Origin of the sequence: Actinomadura sp. BRA 177 (assembly GCF_013372625.1) — a bacterium.
Taxonomy (GTDB): Bacteria; Actinomycetota; Actinomycetes; order Streptosporangiales; family Streptosporangiaceae; genus Spirillospora.
The window spans coordinates 1-22,475 of sequence record NZ_JABXFD010000078.1 but is presented as its reverse complement, the minus strand read 5'-3'; the positions used below and the strand labels follow the sequence as shown (position 1 = coordinate 22,475).

Annotated in this window: 27 protein-coding genes and 1 pseudogene; 18 read left to right on the top strand and 10 right to left on the bottom strand. The window is 69.8% G+C overall.

Going from position 1 to position 22,475, the window contains the following annotated elements; translation table 11 throughout:
* Positions 1 to 179: 179 nt before the first annotated feature.
* The gene (locus tag HUX53_RS01445) at positions 180 to 1,088 is read right to left on the bottom strand and encodes an NAD(P)/FAD-dependent oxidoreductase (RefSeq protein ID WP_176401351.1); all 909 of its coding nucleotides are present in this window, start codon (positions 1,086 to 1,088) and stop codon (positions 180 to 182) included.
* 64 nt (positions 1,089 to 1,152) lie between these two features.
* Between HUX53_RS01445 and HUX53_RS01440 the strand changes: the two genes are divergently transcribed.
* Together HUX53_RS01440 and HUX53_RS01435 are read left to right on the top strand one after the other, a co-directional pair.
* Positions 1,153 to 1,725, top strand: coding sequence for a helix-turn-helix domain-containing protein (locus tag HUX53_RS01440; RefSeq protein ID WP_176401350.1), 573 nt, complete (start codon positions 1,153 to 1,155; stop codon positions 1,723 to 1,725).
* A gap of 70 nt (positions 1,726 to 1,795) precedes the next feature.
* Positions 1,796 to 3,010 carry a nitrate/nitrite transporter gene (locus HUX53_RS01435; protein ID WP_176401349.1) on the top strand — a complete coding sequence of 405 codons (1,215 nt, stop codon included), beginning with the start codon at positions 1,796 to 1,798 and terminating at the stop codon, positions 3,008 to 3,010.
* Position 3,011: 1 nt separating this feature from the next.
* Here the strand turns inward: HUX53_RS01435 and ddaH are convergent, their stop codons facing one another.
* Entirely contained in the window at positions 3,012 to 3,854 is an 843-nt protein-coding gene (ddaH, locus tag HUX53_RS01430; protein ID WP_176401348.1) for a dimethylargininase, read from the bottom strand.
* Positions 3,855 to 4,116: 262 nt separating this feature from the next.
* Here ddaH and HUX53_RS01425 point away from each other — a divergent pair, with 262 nt between their 5' ends.
* The 3 genes from HUX53_RS01425 to HUX53_RS01415 all read left to right on the top strand — a co-directional run bounded on the left by HUX53_RS01425 (position 4,117) and on the right by HUX53_RS01415 (position 5,830).
* Positions 4,117 to 4,743: a DedA family protein gene (locus tag HUX53_RS01425; RefSeq protein WP_176401347.1), complete on the top strand. Its 627-nt coding sequence runs from the start codon at positions 4,117 to 4,119 to the stop codon at positions 4,741 to 4,743.
* Positions 4,744 to 4,819: 76 nt separating this feature from the next.
* On the top strand, positions 4,820 to 5,386 hold the full coding sequence (locus tag HUX53_RS01420; protein ID WP_176401346.1) for a DUF2157 domain-containing protein: 567 nt from the start codon (positions 4,820 to 4,822) through the stop codon (positions 5,384 to 5,386).
* 21 nt (positions 5,387 to 5,407) lie between these two features.
* The gene (locus HUX53_RS01415; protein WP_176401345.1) at positions 5,408 to 5,830 is read left to right on the top strand and encodes a hypothetical protein; all 423 of its coding nucleotides are present in this window, start codon (positions 5,408 to 5,410) and stop codon (positions 5,828 to 5,830) included.
* Here the strand turns inward: HUX53_RS01415 and HUX53_RS42395 are convergent.
* Complete coding sequence (locus HUX53_RS42395) at positions 5,820 to 7,340, bottom strand: helix-turn-helix domain-containing protein (protein ID WP_176401344.1); 1,521 nt, start codon at positions 7,338 to 7,340, stop codon at positions 5,820 to 5,822. The genes HUX53_RS01415 and HUX53_RS42395 overlap by 11 nt on opposite strands.
* Positions 7,341 to 7,472: 132 nt before the next feature.
* Between HUX53_RS42395 and HUX53_RS01405 the strand changes: the two genes are divergently transcribed.
* The 6 genes from HUX53_RS01405 to HUX53_RS01380 all read left to right on the top strand — a co-directional run bounded on the left by HUX53_RS01405 (position 7,473) and on the right by HUX53_RS01380 (position 12,315).
* A complete protein-coding gene (locus tag HUX53_RS01405; protein ID WP_176401343.1) occupies positions 7,473 to 8,726 on the top strand; it encodes an FAD-binding oxidoreductase in 1,254 nt (417 codons plus the stop codon).
* An 86-nt stretch (positions 8,727 to 8,812) separates the two neighbouring features.
* Positions 8,813 to 9,718 (top strand): DUF2637 domain-containing protein, encoded by a 906-nt coding sequence (locus HUX53_RS01400; RefSeq protein WP_176401342.1) that lies wholly within the window; start codon positions 8,813 to 8,815, stop codon positions 9,716 to 9,718.
* A gap of 54 nt (positions 9,719 to 9,772) precedes the next feature.
* Complete coding sequence (locus tag HUX53_RS01395; RefSeq protein WP_176401341.1) at positions 9,773 to 10,375, top strand: hemerythrin domain-containing protein; 603 nt, start codon at positions 9,773 to 9,775, stop codon at positions 10,373 to 10,375.
* A 93-nt stretch (positions 10,376 to 10,468) separates the two neighbouring features.
* Positions 10,469 to 10,921 carry a helix-turn-helix domain-containing protein gene (locus HUX53_RS01390; RefSeq protein WP_176401340.1) on the top strand — a complete coding sequence of 151 codons (453 nt, stop codon included), beginning with the start codon at positions 10,469 to 10,471 and terminating at the stop codon, positions 10,919 to 10,921.
* A 1-nt stretch (position 10,922) separates the two neighbouring features.
* Positions 10,923 to 11,489: a PIN domain-containing protein gene (locus tag HUX53_RS01385; RefSeq protein ID WP_176401339.1), complete on the top strand. Its 567-nt coding sequence runs from the start codon at positions 10,923 to 10,925 to the stop codon at positions 11,487 to 11,489.
* Between the two features lie 259 nt (positions 11,490 to 11,748).
* Positions 11,749 to 12,315 carry a hypothetical protein gene (locus HUX53_RS01380; protein WP_176401338.1) on the top strand — a complete coding sequence of 189 codons (567 nt, stop codon included), beginning with the start codon at positions 11,749 to 11,751 and terminating at the stop codon, positions 12,313 to 12,315.
* A gap of 46 nt (positions 12,316 to 12,361) precedes the next feature.
* Here the strand turns inward: HUX53_RS01380 and HUX53_RS01375 are convergent, their stop codons facing one another.
* The 3 genes from HUX53_RS01375 to HUX53_RS01365 are packed head-to-tail and all read right to left on the bottom strand — an operon-like array spanning position 12,362 to position 13,601.
* Complete coding sequence (locus HUX53_RS01375; RefSeq protein ID WP_176401337.1) at positions 12,362 to 12,541, bottom strand: DUF397 domain-containing protein; 180 nt, start codon at positions 12,539 to 12,541, stop codon at positions 12,362 to 12,364.
* On the bottom strand, positions 12,538 to 12,750 hold the full coding sequence (locus HUX53_RS01370) for a DUF397 domain-containing protein (protein ID WP_255204809.1): 213 nt from the start codon (positions 12,748 to 12,750) through the stop codon (positions 12,538 to 12,540). Before HUX53_RS01370 ends, HUX53_RS01375 begins: the two co-directional genes overlap by 4 nt.
* Positions 12,747 to 13,601 carry a helix-turn-helix transcriptional regulator gene (locus HUX53_RS01365; RefSeq protein WP_176401336.1) on the bottom strand — a complete coding sequence of 285 codons (855 nt, stop codon included), beginning with the start codon at positions 13,599 to 13,601 and terminating at the stop codon, positions 12,747 to 12,749. Before HUX53_RS01365 ends, HUX53_RS01370 begins: the two co-directional genes overlap by 4 nt.
* A gap of 145 nt (positions 13,602 to 13,746) precedes the next feature.
* Here HUX53_RS01365 and HUX53_RS01360 point away from each other — a divergent pair, with 145 nt between their 5' ends.
* On the top strand, positions 13,747 to 14,160 hold the full coding sequence (locus HUX53_RS01360) for an ATP-binding protein (RefSeq protein WP_176401335.1): 414 nt from the start codon (positions 13,747 to 13,749) through the stop codon (positions 14,158 to 14,160).
* Positions 14,161 to 14,314: 154 nt separating this feature from the next.
* Here the strand turns inward: HUX53_RS01360 and HUX53_RS01355 are convergent, their stop codons facing one another.
* The 3 genes from HUX53_RS01355 to HUX53_RS01345 all read right to left on the bottom strand — a co-directional run bounded on the left by HUX53_RS01355 (position 14,315) and on the right by HUX53_RS01345 (position 16,618).
* The gene (locus tag HUX53_RS01355; RefSeq protein WP_176401334.1) at positions 14,315 to 14,854 is read right to left on the bottom strand and encodes a hypothetical protein; all 540 of its coding nucleotides are present in this window, start codon (positions 14,852 to 14,854) and stop codon (positions 14,315 to 14,317) included.
* 75 nt (positions 14,855 to 14,929) lie between these two features.
* A complete protein-coding gene (gene lpdA, locus HUX53_RS01350) occupies positions 14,930 to 16,333 on the bottom strand; it encodes a dihydrolipoyl dehydrogenase (protein WP_176401333.1) in 1,404 nt (467 codons plus the stop codon).
* 114 nt (positions 16,334 to 16,447) lie between these two features.
* On the bottom strand, positions 16,448 to 16,618 hold the full coding sequence (locus HUX53_RS01345; protein WP_176401332.1) for an Arc family DNA-binding protein: 171 nt from the start codon (positions 16,616 to 16,618) through the stop codon (positions 16,448 to 16,450).
* Positions 16,619 to 16,668: 50 nt separating this feature from the next.
* On the opposite strand from HUX53_RS01345, the gene HUX53_RS01340 reads away from it, so the two are divergent.
* The 3 genes from HUX53_RS01340 to HUX53_RS01330 all read left to right on the top strand — a co-directional run bounded on the left by HUX53_RS01340 (position 16,669) and on the right by HUX53_RS01330 (position 20,160).
* Positions 16,669 to 17,874 carry an RNA-guided endonuclease TnpB family protein gene (locus HUX53_RS01340; protein ID WP_176401331.1) on the top strand — a complete coding sequence of 402 codons (1,206 nt, stop codon included), beginning with the start codon at positions 16,669 to 16,671 and terminating at the stop codon, positions 17,872 to 17,874.
* A 271-nt stretch (positions 17,875 to 18,145) separates the two neighbouring features.
* Positions 18,146 to 18,709, top strand: a complete 564-nt coding sequence (locus HUX53_RS01335; protein ID WP_176401330.1) for a hypothetical protein — start codon at positions 18,146 to 18,148, stop codon at positions 18,707 to 18,709.
* Positions 18,710 to 18,783: 74 nt separating this feature from the next.
* Positions 18,784 to 20,160, top strand: a complete 1,377-nt coding sequence (locus HUX53_RS01330) for an MFS transporter (RefSeq protein WP_309236991.1) — start codon at positions 18,784 to 18,786, stop codon at positions 20,158 to 20,160.
* A 7-nt stretch (positions 20,161 to 20,167) separates the two neighbouring features.
* On the opposite strand, the gene HUX53_RS01325 is transcribed toward HUX53_RS01330, so the two are convergent.
* On the bottom strand, positions 20,168 to 20,305 hold the full coding sequence (locus HUX53_RS01325) for a hypothetical protein (protein WP_176401329.1): 138 nt from the start codon (positions 20,303 to 20,305) through the stop codon (positions 20,168 to 20,170).
* 283 nt (positions 20,306 to 20,588) lie between these two features.
* Here HUX53_RS01325 and HUX53_RS01320 point away from each other — a divergent pair, with 283 nt between their 5' ends.
* From HUX53_RS01320 to HUX53_RS01310, 3 genes and pseudogenes are all read left to right on the top strand, one after another.
* Positions 20,589 to 22,031 (top strand): family 2B encapsulin nanocompartment shell protein, encoded by a 1,443-nt coding sequence (locus HUX53_RS01320; RefSeq protein WP_176401387.1) that lies wholly within the window; start codon positions 20,589 to 20,591, stop codon positions 22,029 to 22,031.
* Positions 22,018 to 22,251 (top strand): hypothetical protein, encoded by a 234-nt coding sequence (locus HUX53_RS01315; RefSeq protein ID WP_176401328.1) that lies wholly within the window; start codon positions 22,018 to 22,020, stop codon positions 22,249 to 22,251. The genes HUX53_RS01320 and HUX53_RS01315 overlap by 14 nt, the downstream gene beginning before the upstream one ends.
* A 14-nt stretch (positions 22,252 to 22,265) precedes the next feature.
* Positions 22,266 to 22,475, top strand: a pseudogene (locus tag HUX53_RS01310) (polyprenyl synthetase family protein); the annotation flags it as partial.

Genomic DNA, 22,475 nt, shown 5'->3' with positions numbered 1-22,475 from the left:
CTGTTCAGATCACTCGGCACTACCGCCCGACCGCACGTCCGTCGACGTCCGCCCGCGAGGTCGACGAGCGTCCACCAGGGGATGTGATCGGTTTCGCGCAGCCGCGACATCCGGTGCTGCGGCGTGCCGGTGTCCCGCATGAGACCGGCACGCCACGAGTCAACGTGGTCGGCGTTAAGTCAGGCGGCGAGCCTGTGGGTGATCTCCTCCTCGATGAGGTCGGCGTTGATCATGGCGGCGGCCATGGAGCCGGCGGAGGCGGCGATGATGACCTGGCCTCCCGGGAAGGTGACGTTGCCCGCCGCCCAGACGCCGGGGACGGTGGTGCGGCCGGTTTCGTCCACCTTCACGAAGCCGTTGTCGCCGAACTCGCAGCCGAGGTCGGTCAGCGGGCCGTCCTTGGCGACCCATGTCGGCGCGACGAACACGGCGTCGCAGGGGAGAATCGAGCCGTCCGCCAGTTCGAAGCCGGTGACGCGGTCGTTCTCGATGATGAGGCGCCGTGCCTCGCCCTCCACGACGCGGACGTCGCGGGCGGCCAGGCGGGCCGCGTCGTCGCCCGTCGGGGCCTCGGCGGCGAGGAACGTCACGTCCGGCGACCACTGCTTCAGCAGCGACGCCTGGTGGACGGACATCGGCGACGAGGCCAGCACGACGAGCCGCTGGTCGCGGACCTCCCATCCGTGGCAGTACGGGCACATCTGCACTTCGCGTCCCCAGCGGTCCTGGAGGCCGGGAATGTCCGGCAGGACGTCGGTGACGCCGGTGGTGACCAGCAGGCGGCGGCCCCGCAGCCGGGTCCCGTCGTCGAGCGTGAGGACGAAGCCCTCGGCCGCGTGCTGCACGGTCCCGTCGATGATCTCGGCGCCGTAGCCGCGTGCCTCGGTGCGGCCGATCTCCAGCAGGCGCGCGGGCGGCATGCCGTCCCGGGTGAAGAAGCCCTGCATGTGCTCGGCGCGCGCGTTGCGGGGCTCGCCGGAGTCCACCACGGTGACGCTGCGGCGGGCCCGGGCCAGGACGAGCGCGGCGCTCAGCCCGGCCGGCCCGCCGCCGATGATCAGTACGTCTCGTTCGTTGTTCTCAGTCATGCCGTGAGGATGCGCCGAGACTCCCGGAATTGACAAACTTCTTTGCCGAACCTGCAATAGGGGCATGGAGAGCACCGAGGACGTCCTCGCCGAAGTCGGGCCCAGGCTCAGGCGGCTGCGGCAGGAACGCGACATCACCCTCACCGCGCTCGCCGAGGCCACCGGCATCTCCGTGAGCACGCTGTCGAGGCTGGAGTCGGGCAAGCGGCGGCCGAGCCTGGAGCTGCTGCTGCCGCTCGCGCAGGCCCACGGCGTCCCGCTGGACGAGCTGGTCGGCGCCCCGGAGGTCGGCGACCCGCGGATCAGGCCGCGCCCGCGGAAGATGGGCGACATGACCGTGCTGCCGCTGACCAGGCGGCCCGGCGGGGTGCAGGCGTTCAAGATGATCGTCCCGGAGCGGCGGTGGACGGACGACCCGCAGACCCACGAGGGCTACGACTGGCTGTACGTGCTGAACGGGCGGCTCCGCCTGTACCTGGCGGGCCGCGAGCTGATCCTGGAGGCGGGCGAGGCCGCCGAGTTCGACACCCGGCTGCCGCACTGGTTCGGCGGCGCGGGCGGGCCGGCCGAGGTGCTCAGCCTGTTCGGGCCGCAGGGGGAGCGGATGCACCTGCGGGCCAGGCCCCGGCAGAAGTGACATAAGTTGGTTATCCGTGCAGACCGCCCAACCTCCCCAGGAATGCCCGGATCGCCCGAAGGTCGCCCCCATGGCCTGGGCGCTGTGGGGCGTCGGCGTGCTCGCCTACGCGGTCGCGGTCCTGCACCGGACGTCGTTCGGCGTCGTCGGCCTGGACGCCGTCCACCGGTTCGACGCGTCCGCCGGGATCCTCGCGTCCTTCACCGTCCTGCAGCTGCTCGTCTACGCGGGCCTGCAGATCCCCGTCGGCCTGCTGCTCGACCGCGTCGGCCCGCGCCGGATGGTCGCGGGCGGCGCGCTGCTCATGGCCGGCGGGCAGGCGCTCATGGCGGTCTCCACCGACATCGGGACGGCCGTCGCCGCCCGCGTCATGGTCGGCGCGGGCGACGCGATGACGTTCATCAGCGTCCTCGGCATCGTCGCGACCTGGTTCCCCGGACGGTACATCCCGGTCGTGACGCAGCTCACCGGGCAACTCGGGCAACTCGGCCAGGTGCTCAGCGCGATACCGCTCGTCGCGCTCCTGCACGGCCCCGGCTGGGGCACCGCGTTCGGCTCGGCGGCGGCGCTCGGCGTCCTCATGGCGGTCCTGTCGATCGCCGTGCTGCGGGACGGGCCGGGCCACACCGACGTCCCCACCCTCCGCGAAACCGGGACGAACCTCGTCGAAGCGTGGCGTCACCCCGGGACGCGCCTCGGTCTCTGGTCGCACTTCGTGACGCAGTTCTCGTCCAACACGTTCGCGCTGATGTGGGGCTACCCGTACCTGGTGTCGGGGCAGGGCATGAGCCCGGCGGCGGCGTCCACGCTGCTGACGCTGTTCGTGCTGGTCAACGTCGTGTCCGGCCCGTTCATCGGACGGCTCGTCGCCCGCTACCCGCTGCGCCGGTCGTGGCTCGTCCTCGGCATCGTCGCGATGAACGTCACGGCGTGGGCGGTCGTCCTCGCCTGGCCGCCGCCCGCGCCCGCGTGGCTGCTGGTCCTGCTCGTCCTGTGCGTCGCGCCCGGCGGCCCCGGCTCGATGATCGGCTTCGACTACGCCCGGACGTTCAACCCGCCCGGACGGCAGGGCACCGCGACCGGCATCGTCAACGTGGGCGGCTTCATCGCCTCCCTCGTCACCATCCTGATGATCGGCCTCGTCCTGGACGCCCTGTCGCCGGCCGGCGAGTTCACGCCTGGAGCGTTCCGAGCCGCGTGGACCGTCCAGATCGGGATCTGGGCGATCGGCATCACCGGCGTGCTGCGGACCCGCACCCTGGCCCGCCGCCACCTCGGCCTGTAGCTCAGGCGCGCAGCTCCAGCGTGCAGCACTTGGGCCCGCCGCCCGCCTTGCGCAGCTCGGACAGATCCACCGGAACCGGCTCGTATCCATGGGCCTTGAGCGTCCTGATCAAACCGGTGGCCTCGGCGTTGATGACGACGTTGCGCCCGTCGCACACCGCGTTCAGGCCGAGCACCGCCGCGTCGTCCTCGCCCGCGAGGATCGCGTCCGGGAACAGCCGCTCCAGCACCGCCCGGCTGCCCGGCGAGAACGCGCCCGGGTAGTAGGCGACGTTGCCGCCGCCGAGCGGGAACAGCGCCGTGTCCAGGTGGTAGAAGCGCGGGTCGACGAGCCGGAGCGTCACCACAAGACGTCCGAGGAACTCCTGCGCCTCCTGGTGGGCGGCGATCTCCGTCCGGAACCCCGTCCCGGCCAGGATCACGTCGTCGAGCGTGAGGAAGTCGCCCTCGCCCTCATTGGTGTGCTCGGCCTCCAGTACCTCGGAGAACCCGTTCTCCAGCAGCCACTTCGCATACGCGGGGCCTTCGGCATACCGCTCGGGATACGTGAACTTCGCCCCGTAGACGCGCCCGCCCACGACCAGCGCCCCGTTCGCCGCGAACACCATGTCGGGCAGCCCCTCGATCGGCTCGATGAGGCTGACCTCGTGGCCGAGCGTCCGGTACACGTCCCGCAGCGCCTCCCACTGCTGGACGGCCTTTCCGGCGTCCGCCCCGGCCACCGGGTCCATCCAGGGGTTGATCGCGTAGGTGACGGCGAAGTGCTCGGGACGGCACATCAGGTAGTGCCGCCGCAGCGCGCTCCGCTCGACGGTGCTCGGCTTCATTGCCGGCATGACGGTCATAGGTGTCTCCAGGGACATCCGAGAGGGGGATCGACTAATCGGAAGCCTAGGAACGAACCGCACGCAATCCAATGCGCCAACCTTGCCCTCACCTGGCGCTTCGTTGCGTCTTTCCGCCCCGCGCCCGCTATTCGTTGCGCCGACTCGGAGCGTCCCGCCTCAACGCCCTGGCGCGGGGTAGTGGTGGAGGGGGACCGGCGTATGCGCTCGGGATGCCGCCGGTGTCGTCCTGCCTTGGGCTGCGGGTTGGGGGCGCGGAGTGGTGTTCGACTCGGTCACGTCGTGGTTGGGGAGCCTGTCCGGGCCGGTCGCGTACGGGGTCGTCGCCGGGCTGGTGTTCTGTGAGGACGCTCTGTTCTTCGGGTTCGTGCTGCCGGGCGAGACCGCGGTCGTCCTTGGCGGGGTCCTGGCAGGGCAGCAGAAGGTCTCGATCGTGTGGCTCTGTGTGGCCGTCGTCCTCGCGGCGATCGTCGGGGACTTCGTCGGCTACCAGATCGGACGTTGGGCCGGGCCGACGATCCTCGACTCCCGTCCGCTCCGCCGCCACCGCGACCGCGTGGACAAGGCCCGTGACCTGGTCCAGCGCAGGGGCGGCGTCGCCGTGTTCCTCGGGCGGTTCATCGCGTTCTTTCGCGCGGTCATGCCTGCGCTGGCGGGGATGTCCCGCATGCCGCGCCACGTGTTCCTGCTCTTCAACGCCGCCGGCGGCCTGGTCTGGGGTGTGGGCTACGCCCTGCTCGGATACTTCGCCGGAAACGCCTACACCCGGATCGAGCACGACGCCGGACGGGTCGTAGCGATCGTCGTCGCCTGCGCGGCCGTCCTCGCCGTCATCGTCTGGCGGGTGCGCCGCAGACGCACCCAACGTCCCCACGACGACGGCAACTGAGCAGCGTGGACTACTCAGCCTGGTTGAGTAGGAGTGCTCAGGGCAAGGGCGCCGCGGTCGTTCAGACTCGGCGGGTATGGAGATAGCGCATATCCCGCCTAAGAGGTTGGTCTGGTTGCGGGGCGAGGTGGCGGCCTGGCAGGCGGACGGGCTGATCGACGGCGAGACGGCGGCGCAAATTGTGGCCCGGTACGCGCAGAGCCGCCGATTCGCCCTGGAAAGACTGGTTCTGTTCCTCGGCTCGGCGTTCGTGGGAGTCGGGCTGATCTGGACGGTGGCGGCGAACTACGAGCGGCTCTCGCCGATGGCGCGGTTCGCCGGGATCGTCGTGATCTGGCTGGCCGCGGTGGTCGGCGCGGAGCTACTCGCCTCCCGGGTCTCCGGTGCGCTGCCGTCCGCCGCGCGGGAGGGTTCCACTGCTCGTCGCGGCGGGGCTCGGTGTCGGCTGGTACGCCTGGTGGGCCGCCGAGAACGCGGAAAGCCACGGCGCGGTGGCGTGCGCGATGCTCGTGGCCGCCGCCTTCACGACGGCCCTGGCGCTGCTGCACGAGAGGTGGACACCGGCCTTCGCGGAGGTCTGGCGGCCCGTCGGCGTGCTGCTGGCACTGGTTGGGCTCTACATCGCGGCCATCCCCGACCGTGATTTCCGGATGACGAGCGCGCTGTGGGCGGGGGCGCCGTCACCGTCGTCCTCGGCGCCGTCGTCGCCGTTCGGCTCGGTTCCGGACGCGGACAGGTCGCCGCGATGCTGGGGATTCTCGCCGCGGGAGCGCTGCTGGCGGTCTGGGAACCGGGCGGTTCGATGACGTCGCCCAGCGGCGAGGCGCTCGTCCGTGCCATCGCGGGGATCGTCTGCTACATCCTGGCGGCCGCCTGGTTCGCGGTCCTCGGGACGTCCCGGTCGCTGCCCGGACTGGTGCCGATGGCCGCCGGGGCGCTGGTCGTCTTCGTGACCACGCAGAGCTTCGCCGTCTTCGCCCCGCTGTTCTCGGGCGCGGCCCTCTTCCTGGTGCTCGGCGCCGTCTTCCTCGGCACCGGTGTGCTCGTCTACCGGAGCCGCCGCCTGATCACGAAGGTCACCTCATGAGGGCGTTGAGCTGGAGGCGGAGGGCCAGGCGGAGTTGGGGGGACGAGAGGTCGATCGGGGTCACCTCCGCCATGCGGCGCAGGCGGTAGCGGAGGGTGTTGGGGTGGACGTCGAGGGCCTGCGCGGTGCCTTTCGTGTCGCCGTAGTGGTCGAGCCAGGCGGCGAGGGTCGCGAGGAAGGCCGTCCCGTGGGTGTCATCGTGGGTTTTGAGGACGGGGAGAGGACCGCCCAGCAGGCCGGTGTCGATACCCGTCGCCTTACGGGCGCGTTCGACGATCACGGCGTCCCAGACGTCCTCCAGCAGGACGAGGCCGGGGGAGAGGCGGCCGGACGTGACGAGGGCGTCCAGCTCGGCGGCCTCGGCGCGGGAGCGGGGCAGGTCGGCGGGGGCCTCCGCGAGGCCGCCCGCCGCCGCGTAAAGGGCACGGTCGTGCGTGCGGACCTCGGTGAGGACGGTGCGCAGCCAGGGCATCGACCCGGCGTCCGGCTCCCGGCCGGGGCGGGGCGGGTCGGTCAGGACGGCGAACAGCGCGCCGTCCAGGTCGGCGAGCAGCGGGCGGTGCCAGCCGAACCGGTGCGTGATCGCCTCCCACAGGTCGAGCCGCCCGCGGATGTCGCCGGACTCCCCGCCGCCGAGGATCACCGCCCGCCACGGGGCCGGCGTCGGCACGGCGGCGCCGTCCCGCAGCGCGGCGCGCAGGTGGTCGGCCGACAGCCGCCGCGCGACGCCCGCCTCGGCGCGCAGCCGCAGCAGGTGCAGGGCGAGGACGGACGCGAGGTCGCGGAGCCGCCGGACGCGGTCCTGCGGGATCGGCGTCCGCGCCACCACCCAGATCGAGCCGAGCCATTCACCGCCGGCGCGGACCGGGATGACGAGCCGGGGCAGCATCTCGTCCGGCCCGGCTGGGACGATGATCGGCTCGCTCGACCGGGCCAGCTTGCGGAACACCCCGCAGGCGCGCAGATGCGCGATGACCTGCGGCGGGACGCGGCGTCCCACGATCGTGGAGACGCGGGCCGGGTCGGTGGTGTCCTGGCGGCCGGAGTAGGCGAGGACGCGGGAGCGGGCGTCCTCCACGGTGACCGGGGCGCCGGCGATCTCCGCGGCGGTGTCGGCGAGGGAGAACAGGTCGTCGTGGCCGCCGGACGGCTGCGGCGCGTAGGCGCGGTCGATGGCGCCGCGCACCAGCCAGATGACGTGCGTCCACGAGGTGTCGGGCTGGAGTTCGATGAGCGCGGGCTTCAGCCGCCGCGCGGTCTCGACGACCGCCGCGTCGCGGGCCAGCGGCGCCTTGAGCACGACCCCGTCCGCCCCGGCCGCGGCGGCCCGCTCCAGCAGCGCCGCGGCGTCCGCCGGGCCGGGCACGCCGACGCCGAGGACGATCTCGCCCGGCTGCCCCGCCGCCTCGCCCGGCTCCGCGAGAACGACGTCGTGCACCTGCCCGCCCCTGCCCGGCGTCACCAACCGAAGCAGCCCCAGCGAGTCGACGAGGTCGGCCACATCGATCACGGTTCCAGTCTGGCCCACCGATTGTGCCGTTCGCACGATGGCGTCCAGCCGGATTGGGCGAACAGGACAGACACGTCCCCGCGCGGCTGAAGCACCATCGAAGGGAGGCTTTTGACGAGGAGAGGAGTGGCCATGGCTCTCGACGCAGCGCCGCGCCGAGTCGCCGTCGTGGGCGCCGGCATGGTCGGGCTGTCCACCGCGTGGTTCCTGCAGGAGCACGGTGCCGACGTCACCGTGTTCGACCGCCACGACGTCGCCGCCGGCGCGTCCTGGGGCAACGCCGGCTGGCTGACGCCCGGCCTCGCGACCCCGCTGCCCGAGCCGGCCGTCCTCTCCTACGGCGTGAAGGCCGTGCTCAGCCCGTCCTCGCCGGTGTACGTCCCGCCGAGCGCGAACTCGCGCCTGCTCCGCTTCCTCGCCGGATTCGCCCGCAACAGCACGGCGGCCCGGTGGCGGCGCGCGATGGAGTCGCTCGTCCCGATCAACGGCCGGGCGCTGCCGAGCTTCGACGCGCTGCTGGACGGCGGCGTCAAGGCCACGACGAACGACGCCGGGTCCTTCCTCGCCGCCTACCGGACGGCGCACGAGCGCCGCGTCCTGCTGGAGGAGATCGAGCACATCCGCGCGGCCGGCCAGGAACTGGAGTACGAGGCGCTCACCGGGGACGAGGCGCGCCGGCTGGAGCCCGCCCTCTCGGACGAGATCGGCGCCGCGATCGTGCTGCGCGGCCAGCGGTTCATCAACCCGGGCGCGTTCGTGCACGCGCTCGCCGACTCCGTCCGCGACCGGGGCGGCAAGATCCGCGCGGGCGCGGCCGTCACCGAGATCGGCCACCAGCGGGGCAGCGTCTCCGTCCGCACCACGGGCAGCGACTTCGAGAAGTTCGACACCGTCGTGCTCGCGAGCGGCGTGTGGCTCGGCGAACTCGCCCGGACCTACGGGGTGCGCTCCCTCGTCCAGGCGGGCCGCGGCTACAGCTTCAGCGTGCCGATGGACCGCGTCCCGGACGCCCCGGTCTACTTCCCGTCCCAGCGCGTCGCCTGCACGCCCCTCGGCGACCGGCTGCGCGTCGCCGGGATGATGGAGTTCCGCCGCCCGGAGGCGCCGCTCGACCAGCGCCGGATCAAGGCGATCGTCGAGGCCGCCCGCCCCCTCCTGCGGGGCGCCGACCTGGACTCCCGGCAGGACGAGTGGGTCGGCTCCCGCCCCTGCACCCGCGACGGCCTCCCGCTGATCGGCGCGACCCGCTCGCCCCGCGTCTTCGCCGCCGGCGGCCACGGCATGTGGGGCATCACCCTCGGCCCCGCCACCGGACATCTGCTCGCCGAGCAGATCGTCACAGGTCAGCGCCCGAGCGAACTCGACCCCTTCGACCCGCTCCGCTGACGACTGGGGAATATTGCCGGTTTCGTCCGGGACGGCGCGCTACCGTGCCGGGGGTGATCTAGCACCCCTGTGACGGGAGGGACGCCATGGACCGGACGACCATGCCGCTGACCCGGGCCCAGCGTGTCCTGGCCGGGGTCGGCGGCGTCTTCTTCGCCGGCCTCGCGGGCCTGGGCGGTTACGGCTCCTTCGCGTCCGTCCGGGACGTGGCCGAGCCCTGGTTCGGCGCCCAGGCCTGGATCGTCCCGGCCGGAGTCGACCTGGGCATCCTCGCCCTGGTCTCCGTCGCGCTCCTCCTGGAATGGCTGGCCATGCCCATGCCGGCCCTGCGCTGGATGGCCTTCGCCTTCACCGCCGCCACCGTCTGGCTCAACGTTTCCGCCGCCCACGGCGACATCACCGGCATGGTCATGCACGCCGCCATGCCGATCCTTTTCATCACCTTCATCGAGGCCGTCCGCCACGCCATCCGCCGCCGCGCCGGAATAGCCGCCGGGACCGTCCGCGAAGGCGTCCCCATAGCCCGCTGGCTCCTGGCCCCCTTCTCGACCTTCCGCCTATGGCGCCGCATGATCCTGTGGCAGATCACGTCCTACCCCGACGCCCTCCAGGCCGAGCAACGCCGCCGCCACGCCCTGGCCCTCCTGGACGACCACTACGGCCGCAAATGGAAGAGGAAAGCCCCGGCCGACATCACCTGGATGCTCAAAGATGGCGTAATGCTCGACCAGGCCCTAACCCGAGTAACCGACCTGACAACACCAGAACCACCGCCCCCGCCACCGGCTCCGCCCCAGCCCTCGGCCCCACCGAAGCCGAAGAAGCAGACCGTCCCCCGAAGCGTCGCAACCGACAACGAGGCCCGAGCCCTGGCCCTCATCGACGCCGAACCGAACATCACCGGCGCAGAACTGGGCCGCCGCCTGAACATCAGCTCCCGCCAGGGCCAACGCCTCCTGAGCCGCCTCTCCAGCCCGGCCCCGACGTCCTAGCCGGTCACGTTCTCCCCTCCCGCTCCGTCTATGCCATGAACGGAAGGGGAAACCATGTACGACTGGACCGCGATGTACGTCATGCACAACGCGCTCAGGCGAGAACTGGAGCACCTAGCCAAGGTCGCCACCCACGACGACGACGAAGCCCACCGCATCCTCGCGGAAGCACCGGGCTGGGACCTGTTCAAAACGGCCCTCCACATCCACCACACCGCCGAGGACGAGGCCCTCTGGCCCCCGATGCGCAAGGCCCTCGCCAACAACCCGGACGCCTTGGCCCTAATGGACGCGATGGAAGCCGAACACGCCGCCATCGACCCGGCCATAGAAGCAATAGACGCCGGTAAAGAACCACTCAGCGCCCTGGTAGACACCCTGACCACGGCCCTAACGACCCACCTGAGCCACGAAGAGGAAGCCGCCCTACCCCTCATCGACGAAACCCTCACCCCCGACCAGATAGCGACCTTCGGCCAAGTCCACGGCGCAAAACTGGGCCCCAACGCCCCCCGCGTAATCCCCTGGCTCCTGGACGGCGCCGACGACCAGTCCGCCGCCACAATGCTGGCCGTCCTCCCAGAACCAGCCCGAACCGCCTACGAAACCACCTGGCACCCCACCTACACGTCCCTCAACCGCTGGCCGACCCTCTGACCGCCCACCGGCGTGCCCGCTTCGGCGGGCGCGCCACCGCCCATCGTTGCGATTATTGCGTTCGTTGCGCATAATGCGGTTAGGGGGTGGGTGATGGCAGTGCAGATCAGATCATTGGAGCCGGGCGCGATAGACGCCGAGGCCGCCGCGCGCGCGGTTCGGCGCATCAAGGACTACCTCATGCGGCATCCGGAGGAGGAGACGATCCCGGTCGCCGGTGAGACCGGTGACGATGAGGCGCTGGTCCTGCCACGTCCCGCCGTGAGCCTGTTCGCCTACATCCTGGCGCAGGCCGCCGAGGGCAAGGGCATCTCAGTCATTCCCTCCCGCGCCGAACTGACCACGCAGCAAGCGGCGGATCTGCTGAACGTGTCCCGCCCGTTCCTGATCGGCCTGCTCGAATCCGGGACGATCCCGTACCGCATGGTCGGCCGGCACCGCCGCATCACCGCAGAGGACGTCATGGAGTACAAGCGCCGCGACGACCGCGACCGCCGCGCCGCCGCCGACGACCTCTCCGCACTAGGCCAGGACCTCGGACTCTGACATGGCCTTCGTCGTCATCTACGACGCCAACGTCCTGTACGGCAACACGCTGAGGGACCTGCTCATCCGCATCGCCCAGGCAGGCATGGTGCAGGCCAAATGGACGAACCAGATCATGGACGAGATGCTCGGGAACCTCGCCGCCGATCGTCCCGACATCCCCGCCGAGAAACTGTCGCGGCTGCGAGCGCTCATGAACGCTGCCGTCCGTGACTGCCTGGTCGAAGGACACGAGTCCTTGATCGAAGGGTTGAAGCTGCCCGACCCGGACGACAGACACGTCCTCGCAGCGGCCATCAAAGCCGGTGCGCAGGTCATCGTCACATCAAATCTCCGCGACTTTCCCACATCCGACCTGCAAACATGGGGTGTGGAAGCGAGGTCACCCGATGACTTCGTGCTCGACCAGATCGACTTGGACGACCGGGTCGTTTGGGCCTGTGTCCAGCAGATCGTCGACTCCCGAGTCAACCCACCGGAGACGATTGAGGACGTCCTCGATGCCTTGGAACGAGCCGGACTCGTCGAGTCCGTCGCCGCACTGAGCAGCGGCCCCCAGGCATCTTGACCCAACCGTGGTGGAGTTCACGGCGTTAGGCCGACCATCGTCGACGAGTCCAGTTAAGAAGGCCCGCTCCTCACCCTCGTGGACAAGACCACCATCGACTCGCCCGAGATGCCACTGCTCGTGATCGACCTCCTGGACGAGTCCCGGGGTGTAGCCACCGAGTTCTGGGGATCGAGAACAAGCTCTCGCTCGCCAACATGGACTTCCACGAATTCGCCGACGCCGTCGACCCAGACGGGATCTTCCGAGGCTTCTGAGCATGAGCACCATCCATGGGCCCGACCCCACCCGCGTGGACTGGCACCAGTTCGGACTCGCCGAACCTGAGACCCCTCCCTCGCTCTCGCCCGGCGGCCTCACCAACGGCCTGATCACTCCCGCCCAGGAAGGTGGAGCGATCATCCACACCGGCATCGCCAACGGCTGCGTCGCCGTCAGCGTGGAGTTGCGCGACGAGGCTGCACCGCTCGGTGTCCCGTCCTGGCAGGAATGGGAGGAGATCGGCGAGGTCACAGTGCATGCACCGACCGGACGACTGGGGGTACGGGCCCTGATGGACGACGCGCCCGACCTCCCACTGCTCACCCCGCACGGCGCGGGCGCCTACCGGGTGCGTGTGCACGCCCGCGGCCGCGACATCGCCTACGACGCATCGCTGATCGATGAGATAGTCGAGGACTATTTCATCCAGGTCTGGCCCGCACCACCGGCCCCCGAACTCACCCACAAGCAGACCGACAAATGCGGCGCCGGCCTCCGCCACTCCGCCGCTCTCAACGTCGCGTGCCTCGCCAAGCAACACCTCGACCGCCCAGGGCGAAGATGATCGAGAGAAGCGCTTCACCCGCACTAACGTCCGGTGGCGACGGGGTTCACGAGGCCTGAAGACTACCGACGAACACACGCCAGGCGTCACGGCTCATCATGAGCACGTCGGTCGGCCGTTCGGAGTCGCGGACGGCGATGTGGTCGTCAATGGTGGCGACTTCGACACAGTTATCACCGGAGGGGCCGCTGTGGCGGCTCTTGTGCCAGTTCGGGGAGCGGTTCATGCGGTCTTGAGCCCGTTGATGAGCTTGCGCCAGTCTCCGGGGCTGATCATGATGGCCGGCGCGCTCGGCTTCTTGGAGTCGCGTACGGCGATCCGGTCTTCCAGCGCGGCGACCTCGACGCAGTTGCCGCCGTCGTGGCCGCTGTGGCTGCTCTTACGCCAACGTGGTGTAGTGGGGACGGGGGGCATGCTGTTGTCTCCGATCTTCATGATCTGCGAATGATGTTGCTGATAAGCGTGGTCGAGTCTTCACGACTCAACGATCTCGCTCGCAGATGGTCAAGAACCAGGTGGTATTGGACGATTTCGTCTGGCTCCTCCAAGAAGGCTCGGCCTGTTAGGTATTCCACGTAGATGATCCCCGCGTCCTGGGACGTCGGAAACTCCAGGAGAACGAACTCACCGTGTGTGCCCGGGTGGGATCCCGCCGCGAAGGGCAGTATGTGGATCGAGATCTTGGGGTTGGTGGCGAGATCTAGCACGTGAGTCAGTTGTCGATGCAGTGCGTCGCGGCCGCCGACCTGTCGGTATAAGACGGCTTCGTTGAGGATCGCCAGGACGGTCGGTCCACCGGCTTCGGTGAGGCGTTGCTGGCGTTTCATTCGTACTGCAACGCGTTTGTCGATCTCGTCGTCCGGCTCCTGGGTAGGAGCTGCGCCTATCTGGGCACGCGCGTAGTCCTCGGTCTGGAGGAGGCCCGGGACGAGCTCCGGGCTGTATGTGGCGATCTTGCTTGCCTCGGATTCGAGATCGACGTAGGTGGCGAACCCGGGCGGTAGCACGCTTCCGTATGGCTGCCACCAGCCGCGTTGCCTGGCTTCGCGTGCGAGGGTGATCAGTGCTTCCCGCTCTCGCCCGGTTATCCCGTAGAGATCCGCGAGGGCGCGGACGTCGTTGGGATGTGCACCTCGCTGGCCCGTCTCGATGCGGCTGAGTTTGGCGCCGGTCCAATCCACTTGCCGAGCCGCCTGGTCCAGAGTGAGGGCATGCTCCTCGCGCAACTGCCGCAAAATGGCGCGAAGCCGACGACTCCGAAGTGTCGGGCTGTAGTTGAGCGGCATTCACCCTCCGGTGATCAAGGCTGTAAAGAATCTTGGTAAGTTGCAGCCGATCTCATTGCCATTCTTGCGCACGCAGGTCATCATGTACAGCGGGTAGTGGGTCGCTCTCGGTACGTCCCTAGTGGACGGGAGAGGGGCTTCGCGAATGTTGCCGATCGAGGCCGCTGCGGCGGCCGTGGCGATCAGCAGGCAGTTGGAAAGCGGGTACCACGCGCCGCTGGTGTGGCGGTGGCCGTTCGCAGGGGAGCGGGAGGAAGGCGCGACCGCGCGTCGTTTCGTCCGCTATCTGCTGACCGGGTTCCCGGCCGTGAACGACGTTGAGCAGGTCGCCGGTGAGTTGATCGCCAACGCGCTCACGCACACGCGGAGCGGTGCGCCCGGCGGGCGGTTCGTCGTGGAGGTCCGGCGCTGGCCGGAGGTCGCCGCGCTCACCGTTACGGACCAGGGCGGCCCGAACGAGCCCCCGCCTGGGGGACGGAGCGGTCGCCGAGCACGGGTACGGACTGCTGACGGTGCGGGCGCTTGCTTGCTGGTGGGGCTGGTACGGCGACACGCGTAGTCGGGCCGTGACCGCCGTCTTCGCCGGCCGTTGAGACCGGCGCGGCGGTGCGGGCGGTCCGCCATGGCGGCCCACTACCCAAATCCCGCACCGCCGCGTCCTCCAGCATCGCCCCTTCGGTCGCGTCGCGTCACGCGTTCTGTGTGAGTGCTCGTCAGATGAGCTGGTGCAATGCGAGTGCCGGGAGGAAGGACGCATACACCAGTGCGAAGAGCAGGAGAGGCCGCCGCCACCAGAGGCGGGTTTCCACGTGGACCTCGGTTGTCGGGGGCTCTTGGCCGTACGTCGCCTTCTCGTGTGCGGCTTTCAGGGCATTCCGGGCATCCTGGTGCGAGGGGTATCCGGTGAACTCGCCGAGCAGGGAACCTCCGAACTGGATGGAACTCAGCTTCCGCGAGTCTCGTAGCACGATCGTCAGGCCGTCCTCGTTGGACACGCTCCTGACATCCGTCCAAGCCACTCGGGTGGTGAGCAGGAGGTTGGTCACGGACACGTGCGTCGGGCCGTACCGGATGGCGTTGCCCCAGCCGAGCGTCCAGAAGAACGTGATCATCGCGGCCACTACCAACGCGCCGAGCCACGCGCCGGTCACTTCCTCGGCCGCCAGCAGGATCCAGAAGAAGAGCCAGACCACGGTGGCGAAGGTCAGCGGAAACCACGAGAACAGCGGGCGGCGCAGAGTGAATTCCCCCATTTGGCCGCGAAGCTATCGCCTGGTGTGCCCAGCGGGCGTGTTCGCCCCCTTGGGAGGCGAACACGCCGGGGTGTTCTAGAGGTTGATCATGTGGCCGGCGAGGCCGTGGACGGCTTCCTTCATCGCCTCGCCCAGGGTGGGGTGGGCGTGGACGTTGCGGGCGACCTCGTTGACCGTGAGGTCCCACTGCTGGGCCAGGGTCAGTTCGGGGAGGAGTTCGGTGACCTCCGGGCCGATCATGTGGGCGCCGAGGAGCTCGCCGTACTTGGCGTCGCTGATGACCTTGACGAAGCCGTCGCCCTCGCCCATGCCGAGCGCCTTGCCGTTGGCGCTGTAGGGGAACTTGGCGGTCTTGACGTCGAAGCCCTGCTCCTTGGCCTGCGCCTCGGTGTAGCCGAACGAGGCGACCTGCGGCTGGCAGTAGGTGGCGCGGGGGATCATGATGTACTCGAGTTCCATCGTCTCGGCGTCTGCGATGGTCTCGGCCGCGACGATGCCCATGGCCTCGGCGGCGTGCGCGAGCATGAGCTTGGCGGTGACGTCGCCGATGGCGTAGATGTGCGGGACGGACGTCCGGCAGCGGCCGTCCACGTCGATCGCGCCACGCTCGGTCAGGGCCACGCCGGTCTTCTCCAGGCCGTAGCCGTCCACGTTGGGCTGGAAGCCGATCGCCTGCAGGACCTTGTCGGTCTCGATGGTCTGCTGGGCGCCGTCCTTGCCGGTGACCGTGACCTTGACCTTGTCGCCGGAGTCGTCGATCGCGTCCACGCGGGTGGCGGTGAGGACGTCCACGCCGAGCTTGCGGTAGCGCTTGGCGAGCTCCTTGGAGACGTCGACGTCCTCGTTCGGGACCATCCGGTCGAGGAACTCGACGATCGTGACCTTCACCCCGTAGTTGTGCAGGATGTAGGCGAACTCGACGCCGATCGCGCCCGCGCCGGCGATGACGATGCTCTCCGGCAGCTCCGAGCTGAGGATCTGCTCCTCGTAGGTGACGACCCGCTCGGACAGGGACGTACCGGGCAGCAGCTTGGTGTGCGCGCCCGCCGCGATGATGCAGTTGTCGAACGTCACCGTCTCGGACGAGCCGTCCTGCCGGGACACCTGCAGCGTGTTCGGGTCGGTGAACGTGCCGCGCCCGTCATAGGACGTGATCTTGTTCTTCTTCATCAGGAACTGGACGCCCTTGACGAGCTTGTCCGACACCTGCCGGCTGCGCTGGAACGCGACGCCGTAGTCGAAGGACACGCTGCCCTCGACGTTGATCCCGAAGGTCTGCTGCTCCTGCGTGAAGATGTGCGCGAGCTCCGCGTTGCGCAGCAGCGCCTTCGACGGGATGCAGCCGACGTTGAGGCACACCCCGCCCCAGTACCTCTCCTCGATGATCGCCGTCTTCAGCCCGAGCTGTGCCGACCGGATCGCGGCGACATATCCACCCGGGCCCGCGCCGAGGACCACGACGTCAAAGTGTTCGCTCATATCAATGGACACTATTCGGCGCGGCCACGTCCTCGCATCCCGGACCGGCAGGCCGGGCGCACGGACGGTCCCGGAGAGTCCAGCGTCACTGGATCTCCCCGAGGATGCCCACCGTCAGGCGGGGGAGGAGTCCGGCCTCCCGCGGAACGGATCGCTGTCGTCCAGAACGGTCTCCAGCAGGTGAACGATCTCGGCGTTGAGCGAGCGTCGGTCCCGCGCGGCTCGTTCGACGAGACGGGCGTGGACATCTGCGGGGATCCGCAGCGTGATGCGCTTGTCGTCCATGACTTCACAATAGGGGCAGCTAGACCTCTAGTTGGTGTATTTTCAGTGTCATGACGACACCAACACGCCGCAGGGGTGACATTGGGCACGCCCGGTTCACTTACCGGCTGCGGCTGTCGTCGACCGCCGAGCGGGCGCTGCTGGCCGAGTGGGGCCGCTGCCGGTGGGTGTGGAACGAATGCGTCACCCGCTCCAGGGCCGCCCACGCGGCCGGTGAAACGTGCGGGCCCGCGCGGCTGGACAAGATGCTGACCGGCTGGCGCGCGGACCTGGCCTGGCTGGGTGAGGGCGCCTCGGTCCCGCAACAGCAGACCATCCGCGACTTCGCCAAGTCCCGGACCAAGGCGATCAAGGACATCGCCAAGCGGCTGCCGGTCACGCGGCGCGCGGGGATGCCGCGGTTCAAGAAGAAGGAGTTGGCGGCGCCGACGCTGAATTACACCCGGCGCGGGTTCCGCCTCAAGGACGGGCGGCTGCACCTGGCGGGCGGTATCGCGGCGATTGTGGTGTGGTCGCGAGACCTGCCCGCCGAGCCGTCCTCGGTGCGGATCTACCGCGACATCCTCGGGCACTGGTACGCCTCGTTCGCCGTGCCCGCGCGGGTCGAGCCGCTGCCCGCCACTGGGCGAGTGATCGGGATCGACTGGGGTGTGACCGAGACCGCGACCACCACCGCCGACGAGTACGATCTGCCGCACGCCGAGCACGGGAAGAAGGCGGCCGCGCGGCTGGCGTACTACCAGCGGCAGATGGCGCGGCGCCGCGCTCCGAAGGGCAAGGCGCAGACAAAGGGTTACCGCCGGGCGCGGAAGCAGGCCGCCAAGACGCACACCAAGGTCGTCCGGCAGCGGCAGGACGACGCCCGCAAGTGGGCCAAGAAGGTAGTGCGCGGCCATGACGCCATCGCGGTGGAGGACTTCCGCCCGAAATTCCTGGCCAAGACCACGATGGCGCGGAAGACGGCCGATGCTGCGATCTCGGCCACCAAGCACGAACTGATCTGTATGGCGCGTAAGCATGGCCGGGATCTGCGGCTGGTGCACCCCGCGCACACCACCATGGACTGCGGGCAGTGCGGAGCGAGAGCCAAGCACGCACTCCCGCTGTCGGAACGCACCTATACCTGCACCGCGTGCGGAACCGTCTCCCCGAGGGACAAGAACTCCGCCCGTGTGATGCTGGACCGGGCGGGTCTGAACCCGGACGGTGCCGATGGCAGAAGACCTCCCGCCCCGCCGGGGCAGGAGGCGGCCTGAGCCGGAGATCCCCGCACATCTCATGAGGGGAGTAGGCCACAGAGGCCTTTCCCGTCAGCTAGGGGAGCAGTCAAGTACTGTTAGTGTTTTGGGCGGTCTTCTGGCGGTGAAGCATCCGCGGGGGGCGGTTCGAACCGAGAGGGCGGCGCGCCGTGGCGGTGCGCGCCTGGACCGTCCCGGCCGTGGAGCCCGGCGGTGTCCCCGAACAGCGATGGAACATCGTGCCGCGCGCCGGTCGTTGCCCACCCGAGCCGAGTGGAGGAGTCGCGGAGTGAGGATCCCCAAGCGCGTCAACACCGTCCTGGACTGGATGGAACAGCACCCTGTCGCGCTTGCGGTGGTCGTCGCGCTGGTCGTGGTCGCGGTCGTGGCCATGTTCGCGCCGGCCGCGGTCGGCCTCCCGGTCGCGGGCTTCGTTCTCGGCACGGCGGCGGGCGGGTTCGTCGTGCACGTGCGGCTCAGCCGCCGCATCTCCCGGGCCCGCGCGGACGTCGACAACCTGCTGCGGGAGAACGGCGCGCTGCGGCACCGCAACACCGTCCTCGCCAGCGGCGTGATCACCCGCGAGTCGCAGGAGACGCAGGCGCTCGTGTCGATCCCCGAGGACGACCTGCTGCAGGACGACCTGGGCGCCGACCCGCAGGGCACCGTCACGCTCGACGAACTCCTCGACGGCGATCCGCAGAGTACGGACGAGCTGCCCGGCGACGGGAGCACCTCGGATCTTCCCGAGATCCCCGAGGACGGCGACCCGCAGCGCACCACCGTCCTCACCGTCCAGCCCGAGGACGAGGAGGACACCGTCCGCACCGCGAAGAAGACCAAGAAGGCGTGACGGCGCGCTGACCCTGGGTCATCTCGGTCGGCGTTCCGGCGTTAGCTTCGCCGATCATCGGGCAGAGGCTACGCGTGAAAGACGACCCGGAGCGCGCCGACCACGGCGCGAGCCTGCCGGAGGACAAGGGCGGGGTCGGCGCCGTCCACAAGGCCGTCATCGCCTCCGCGATGGGGAACTGCATCGAGTGGTTCGACTTCGGTGTGTTCAGCGCCGGGGTGATGACCGCGATCATCGGGACGAAGTTCTTTCCCGAGGGCGCGGTCGGCAGTGCGTCGCTGCGCTCGTTCGCGCTGATCGCGGCGGCGTTCCTCGCGCGTCCGTTCGGCGGGCTGTTCTTCGGGCCGATGGGCGACAAGCTCGGCCGCAAGCGGGTGCTGGCCGCGACGATCATCCTGATGTCGGGCTCGACGTTCGTGATCGGGATCCTGCCCGACTACAACTCGATCGGGATCGCGGCGCCGCTGCTGCTGCTCGCCGTCCGGCTGATCCAGGGGTTCTCGACGGGCGGCGAGTACGGCGGCGCCGCCACGATGATCTCCGAGTACGCGCCGACGCACCGGCGCGGGTTCTTCGGCAGCTTCCTGGAGTTCGGCACGCTGACCGGCTACATCATGGGCGCGGGCCTCGTCTTCATCATGGACCTCGCGCTCAGCGAGGAGGCCATGCACAGCTGGGGCTGGCGCATCCCGTTCCTGATCGCGCTGCCGCTCGGCCTCGTCGGCCTCTACGTCCGGACGCGGATCGAGGACACGCCGACCTTCCAGCACATGGAGCAGGAGGGCAAGAAGGCCCAGTCGCCGCTGAAGGAGACGGTGCAGCACTACTGGCGCGTCATCGTGATGCTGATCGGCATCGTGTTCCTGCTGAACGTCGCGGACTACACGCTGCTCACGTTCATGCCGTCCTACCTCGTCGACTTCATCAAGATGGACGACGAGACGGCGCAGCTCATCACCATCGGCGTGGAGGCGGCGATGATGACGGTGATCCTGCCGCTCGGCGCGCTGTCGGACCGGATCGGGCGCAAGCCGCTGCTGATGACGGCGGCGATCGGCTACATCTTCCTGGCCTGGCCGGCGTTCGCGCTCATGCAGACCGACAACAAGCTCGGCGTGGCGGCCGGCTACGCGATCGTCGGCGGGCTGCTGGTGCTGATGCTGGCGGTGATCGGCGCGACGTTCCCGGCGATGTTCCCCACGAAGGTGCGGTACGGCGCGTTCGCGATCGGCTACAACATCTCGACGTCGCTGTTCGGCGGGACGGCGGCGGTGCTGGTCGGGTCGCTGATCGACGTCACGGGCTCGAACTACATCCCGGCGTACTACCTGATGCTCGCCGCGCTGGTGGCGCTGTGGCCGATCATCAAGATCCCGGAGACGGCGGGGGTGCCGATCGAGGTGGCCGGGAACGAGCGCGCCCCGGAACCGGCGGGTTCCGGGGCGGGGTGAGCGGCCGTCAGGAGACGCCGGTGTCGGCGGGCGCGGTGTCGGCGGGCGCGGGGCGGAAGTGCCGGCGGGCCCAGGCCGCCAGCGATCCCGCGATCACCAGTGCGGTGCCGGTCTCGATCGCCAGTGCTGTCCAAACTGCGGTCACTGGGGGCCTCCCCTCCGGTTCGGCCGGGCCGTCCTGTGCCGGGCCCGGGCTTCATTAGGTGTAACACCAGGGTGAGGTAGGTCTTTCCTTGTCAAAGCCGTCACAACGGGTGATTCGCCTCACGTGACGCCCCTTCTGACCTGCGGCGAAAGCTCGGTCTCAAAGGCACGTTCCGCCAGTGGCGTGCTGGTGCGAGTTCTGTGGCGGCATGGAAACCCGATGGCTCATTGCGATGGGCCGATTACCGTATGTAGTGTCACCGGTGGCCGGAGACGGCATCTTCATGGCGGACCTTCGACGAATCGGTGGTGTGGACGTGACGGAACAGCAGCAGCAGTTGAGCCTCGGTACCGCGGCGGCACGGAACCTGGCGACCACGACCAAGTCCGTCCCGCAGATGCAGGGCATCACCTCGCGGTGGCTGCTCAAGCTGCTGCCGTGGGTCCAGGCGGCCGGCGGCGCGTACCGCGTCAACCGGCGGCTCACCTACACGCTCGGCGACGGGCGGGTGACGTTCGTGACGACCGGCGCCGACGTCCGGGTCATCCCGCGCGAGCTGGGCGAGCTGCCGCCGCTGCGCGGCTACGACGACGACCTGACGCTGGACGCCATCGCCGGGCGCTTCACCCAGCAGGAGTACGAGCCCGGCGACGTCATCGTCGAGCGCGGCCGCCCGGTCGACCGGGTCATCCTCGTCGCGCACGGCAAGCTCAGCAGGATCGGCGCCGGGGAGTACGGCGCCGAGGCCGTCCTCGGGACGCTCGCCGACGGCGACTTCTTCGGCGAGCGGGCCCTCCTCGGGACGGACGAGGGCGAGGAGCCGGAGAAGTGGGAGAGCACGGTCAAGGCCGTCACCACCTGCACGGTCCTCAGCATGAGCGAGGCCGACTTCCAGGAGACGCTCGGCCAGTCCGCGACCCTCCAGGCCCACCTGGACGAGTACCGGGAGAGCCCGGAGCAGGCGAGCAACGCCCACGGTGAGGCGGCCATCGACGTGGCGTCCGGCCACGACGGCGAACCGGTGCTGCCGGGGACGTTCGTCGACTACGAGGGCTCCCCGCGCGAGTACGAGCTGAGCGTCGCGCAGACCGTCCTGCGCGTCCACACCCGCGTCGCCGACCTCTACAACCAGCCGATGGACCAGGTCGAGCAGCAGCTGCGGCTGACCATCGAGGCGCTGCGCGAGCGGCAGGAGAACGAGCTGATCAACAACCGCGACTTCGGGCTGCTGCACAACGCCGACCTGTCGCAGCGCATCCACACCCGCTCCGGCCCGCCCACCCCCGACGACATGGACGACCTGCTCACCCTCGTCTGGAAGGACCCCGCGTTCTTCCTCGCGCACCCGAAGTCGATCGCCGCGTTCGGCCGCGAGTGCAGCGCGCGCGGCGTCTACCCCGACAGCGTCGACGTCGGCGGCCACAAGGTCCCCGGCTGGCGCGGCGTGCCGATCTTCCCGTGCAACAAGATCCCGGTCAGCGGCACCAAGACCAGCTCGATCCTGCTGATGCGGACCGGCGAGGAGGCGCAGGGCGTCATCGGCCTGCACCAGATCGGGCTGCCCGACGAGTACCAGCCGGGGCTGTCCGTCCGGTACATGGGGATCGACGAGAAGGCGCTCATCAACTACCTGGTCAGCGCCTACTACTCGGCCGCCGTCCTGGTGCCGGACGCGCTCGGCATGCTGGAGTCCGTCGAGATCGCGCACGGCGGTGCCGACGCGTGACCACGCGGTCGACGAGCTGACCGACCGGTCGGAGGCCCTGCGCGCCCGCCCGGGGCGCGCCCGCCCCGCGCCCGAAGACGATCGCCGCGTTCGGCCGCGAGTGCACCCGGCGCGGGGTGCGTCCGGCCCGGCGTGGGGATCGAGGGACGCCGCGTCCAGGCGTGGCGCGGCGTCCCCATGTGCACTCGGCGTCCGGGTGAACGCCGAGATCGCCCGCTGAGGAAGAGGAGAGCCATGCCCGCCTGGAAGGACGACCCGGCCGTCGTCACGTGCGGCCACCGGCCGGACCACCGGGCCCGCCCGGCGGAGGCCGTCCTGCGCTGGAGCCGGCGGCTGCTAGACCCCGCCCTGCGGGACGCGGTCGAGGCCATGCCCGGCGAGGCCGCCCGCATCGCCGCCTACCACTTCGGCTGGCGGGACGAGCGGGGCCGCCCGGCCTCCGGC

Excerpts from the sequence above, each read along its gene's own strand:
- HUX53_RS01445 (WP_176401351.1), bottom strand. The coding sequence starts at position 1,088 with ATGACTGAGAACAACGAACGAGACGTACTGATCATCGGCGGCGGGCCG.
- HUX53_RS01440 (WP_176401350.1), top strand. The coding sequence starts at position 1,153 with ATGGAGAGCACCGAGGACGTCCTCGCCGAAGTCGGGCCCAGGCTCAGG.
- HUX53_RS01435 (WP_176401349.1), top strand. The coding sequence starts at position 1,796 with ATGGCCTGGGCGCTGTGGGGCGTCGGCGTGCTCGCCTACGCGGTCGCG.
- ddaH (WP_176401348.1), bottom strand. The coding sequence starts at position 3,854 with ATGACCGTCATGCCGGCAATGAAGCCGAGCACCGTCGAGCGGAGCGCG.
- HUX53_RS01420 (WP_176401346.1), top strand. The coding sequence starts at position 4,820 with ATGGAGATAGCGCATATCCCGCCTAAGAGGTTGGTCTGGTTGCGGGGC.
- HUX53_RS01405 (WP_176401343.1), top strand. The coding sequence starts at position 7,473 with ATGGCTCTCGACGCAGCGCCGCGCCGAGTCGCCGTCGTGGGCGCCGGC.
- HUX53_RS01400 (WP_176401342.1), top strand. The coding sequence starts at position 8,813 with ATGGACCGGACGACCATGCCGCTGACCCGGGCCCAGCGTGTCCTGGCC.
- HUX53_RS01395 (WP_176401341.1), top strand. The coding sequence starts at position 9,773 with ATGTACGACTGGACCGCGATGTACGTCATGCACAACGCGCTCAGGCGA.
- HUX53_RS01390 (WP_176401340.1), top strand. The coding sequence starts at position 10,469 with ATGGCAGTGCAGATCAGATCATTGGAGCCGGGCGCGATAGACGCCGAG.
- HUX53_RS01385 (WP_176401339.1), top strand. The coding sequence starts at position 10,923 with ATGGCCTTCGTCGTCATCTACGACGCCAACGTCCTGTACGGCAACACG.
- HUX53_RS01380 (WP_176401338.1), top strand. The coding sequence starts at position 11,749 with ATGAGCACCATCCATGGGCCCGACCCCACCCGCGTGGACTGGCACCAG.
- HUX53_RS01375 (WP_176401337.1), bottom strand. The coding sequence starts at position 12,541 with ATGAACCGCTCCCCGAACTGGCACAAGAGCCGCCACAGCGGCCCCTCC.
- HUX53_RS01370 (WP_255204809.1), bottom strand. The coding sequence starts at position 12,750 with ATGAAGATCGGAGACAACAGCATGCCCCCCGTCCCCACTACACCACGT.
- HUX53_RS01365 (WP_176401336.1), bottom strand. The coding sequence starts at position 13,601 with ATGCCGCTCAACTACAGCCCGACACTTCGGAGTCGTCGGCTTCGCGCC.
- HUX53_RS01360 (WP_176401335.1), top strand. The coding sequence starts at position 13,747 with ATGTTGCCGATCGAGGCCGCTGCGGCGGCCGTGGCGATCAGCAGGCAG.
- HUX53_RS01355 (WP_176401334.1), bottom strand. The coding sequence starts at position 14,854 with ATGGGGGAATTCACTCTGCGCCGCCCGCTGTTCTCGTGGTTTCCGCTG.
- lpdA (WP_176401333.1), bottom strand. The coding sequence starts at position 16,333 with ATGAGCGAACACTTTGACGTCGTGGTCCTCGGCGCGGGCCCGGGTGGA.
- HUX53_RS01345 (WP_176401332.1), bottom strand. The coding sequence starts at position 16,618 with ATGGACGACAAGCGCATCACGCTGCGGATCCCCGCAGATGTCCACGCC.
- HUX53_RS01340 (WP_176401331.1), top strand. The coding sequence starts at position 16,669 with ATGACGACACCAACACGCCGCAGGGGTGACATTGGGCACGCCCGGTTC.
- HUX53_RS01320 (WP_176401387.1), top strand. The coding sequence starts at position 20,589 with ATGGCGGACCTTCGACGAATCGGTGGTGTGGACGTGACGGAACAGCAG.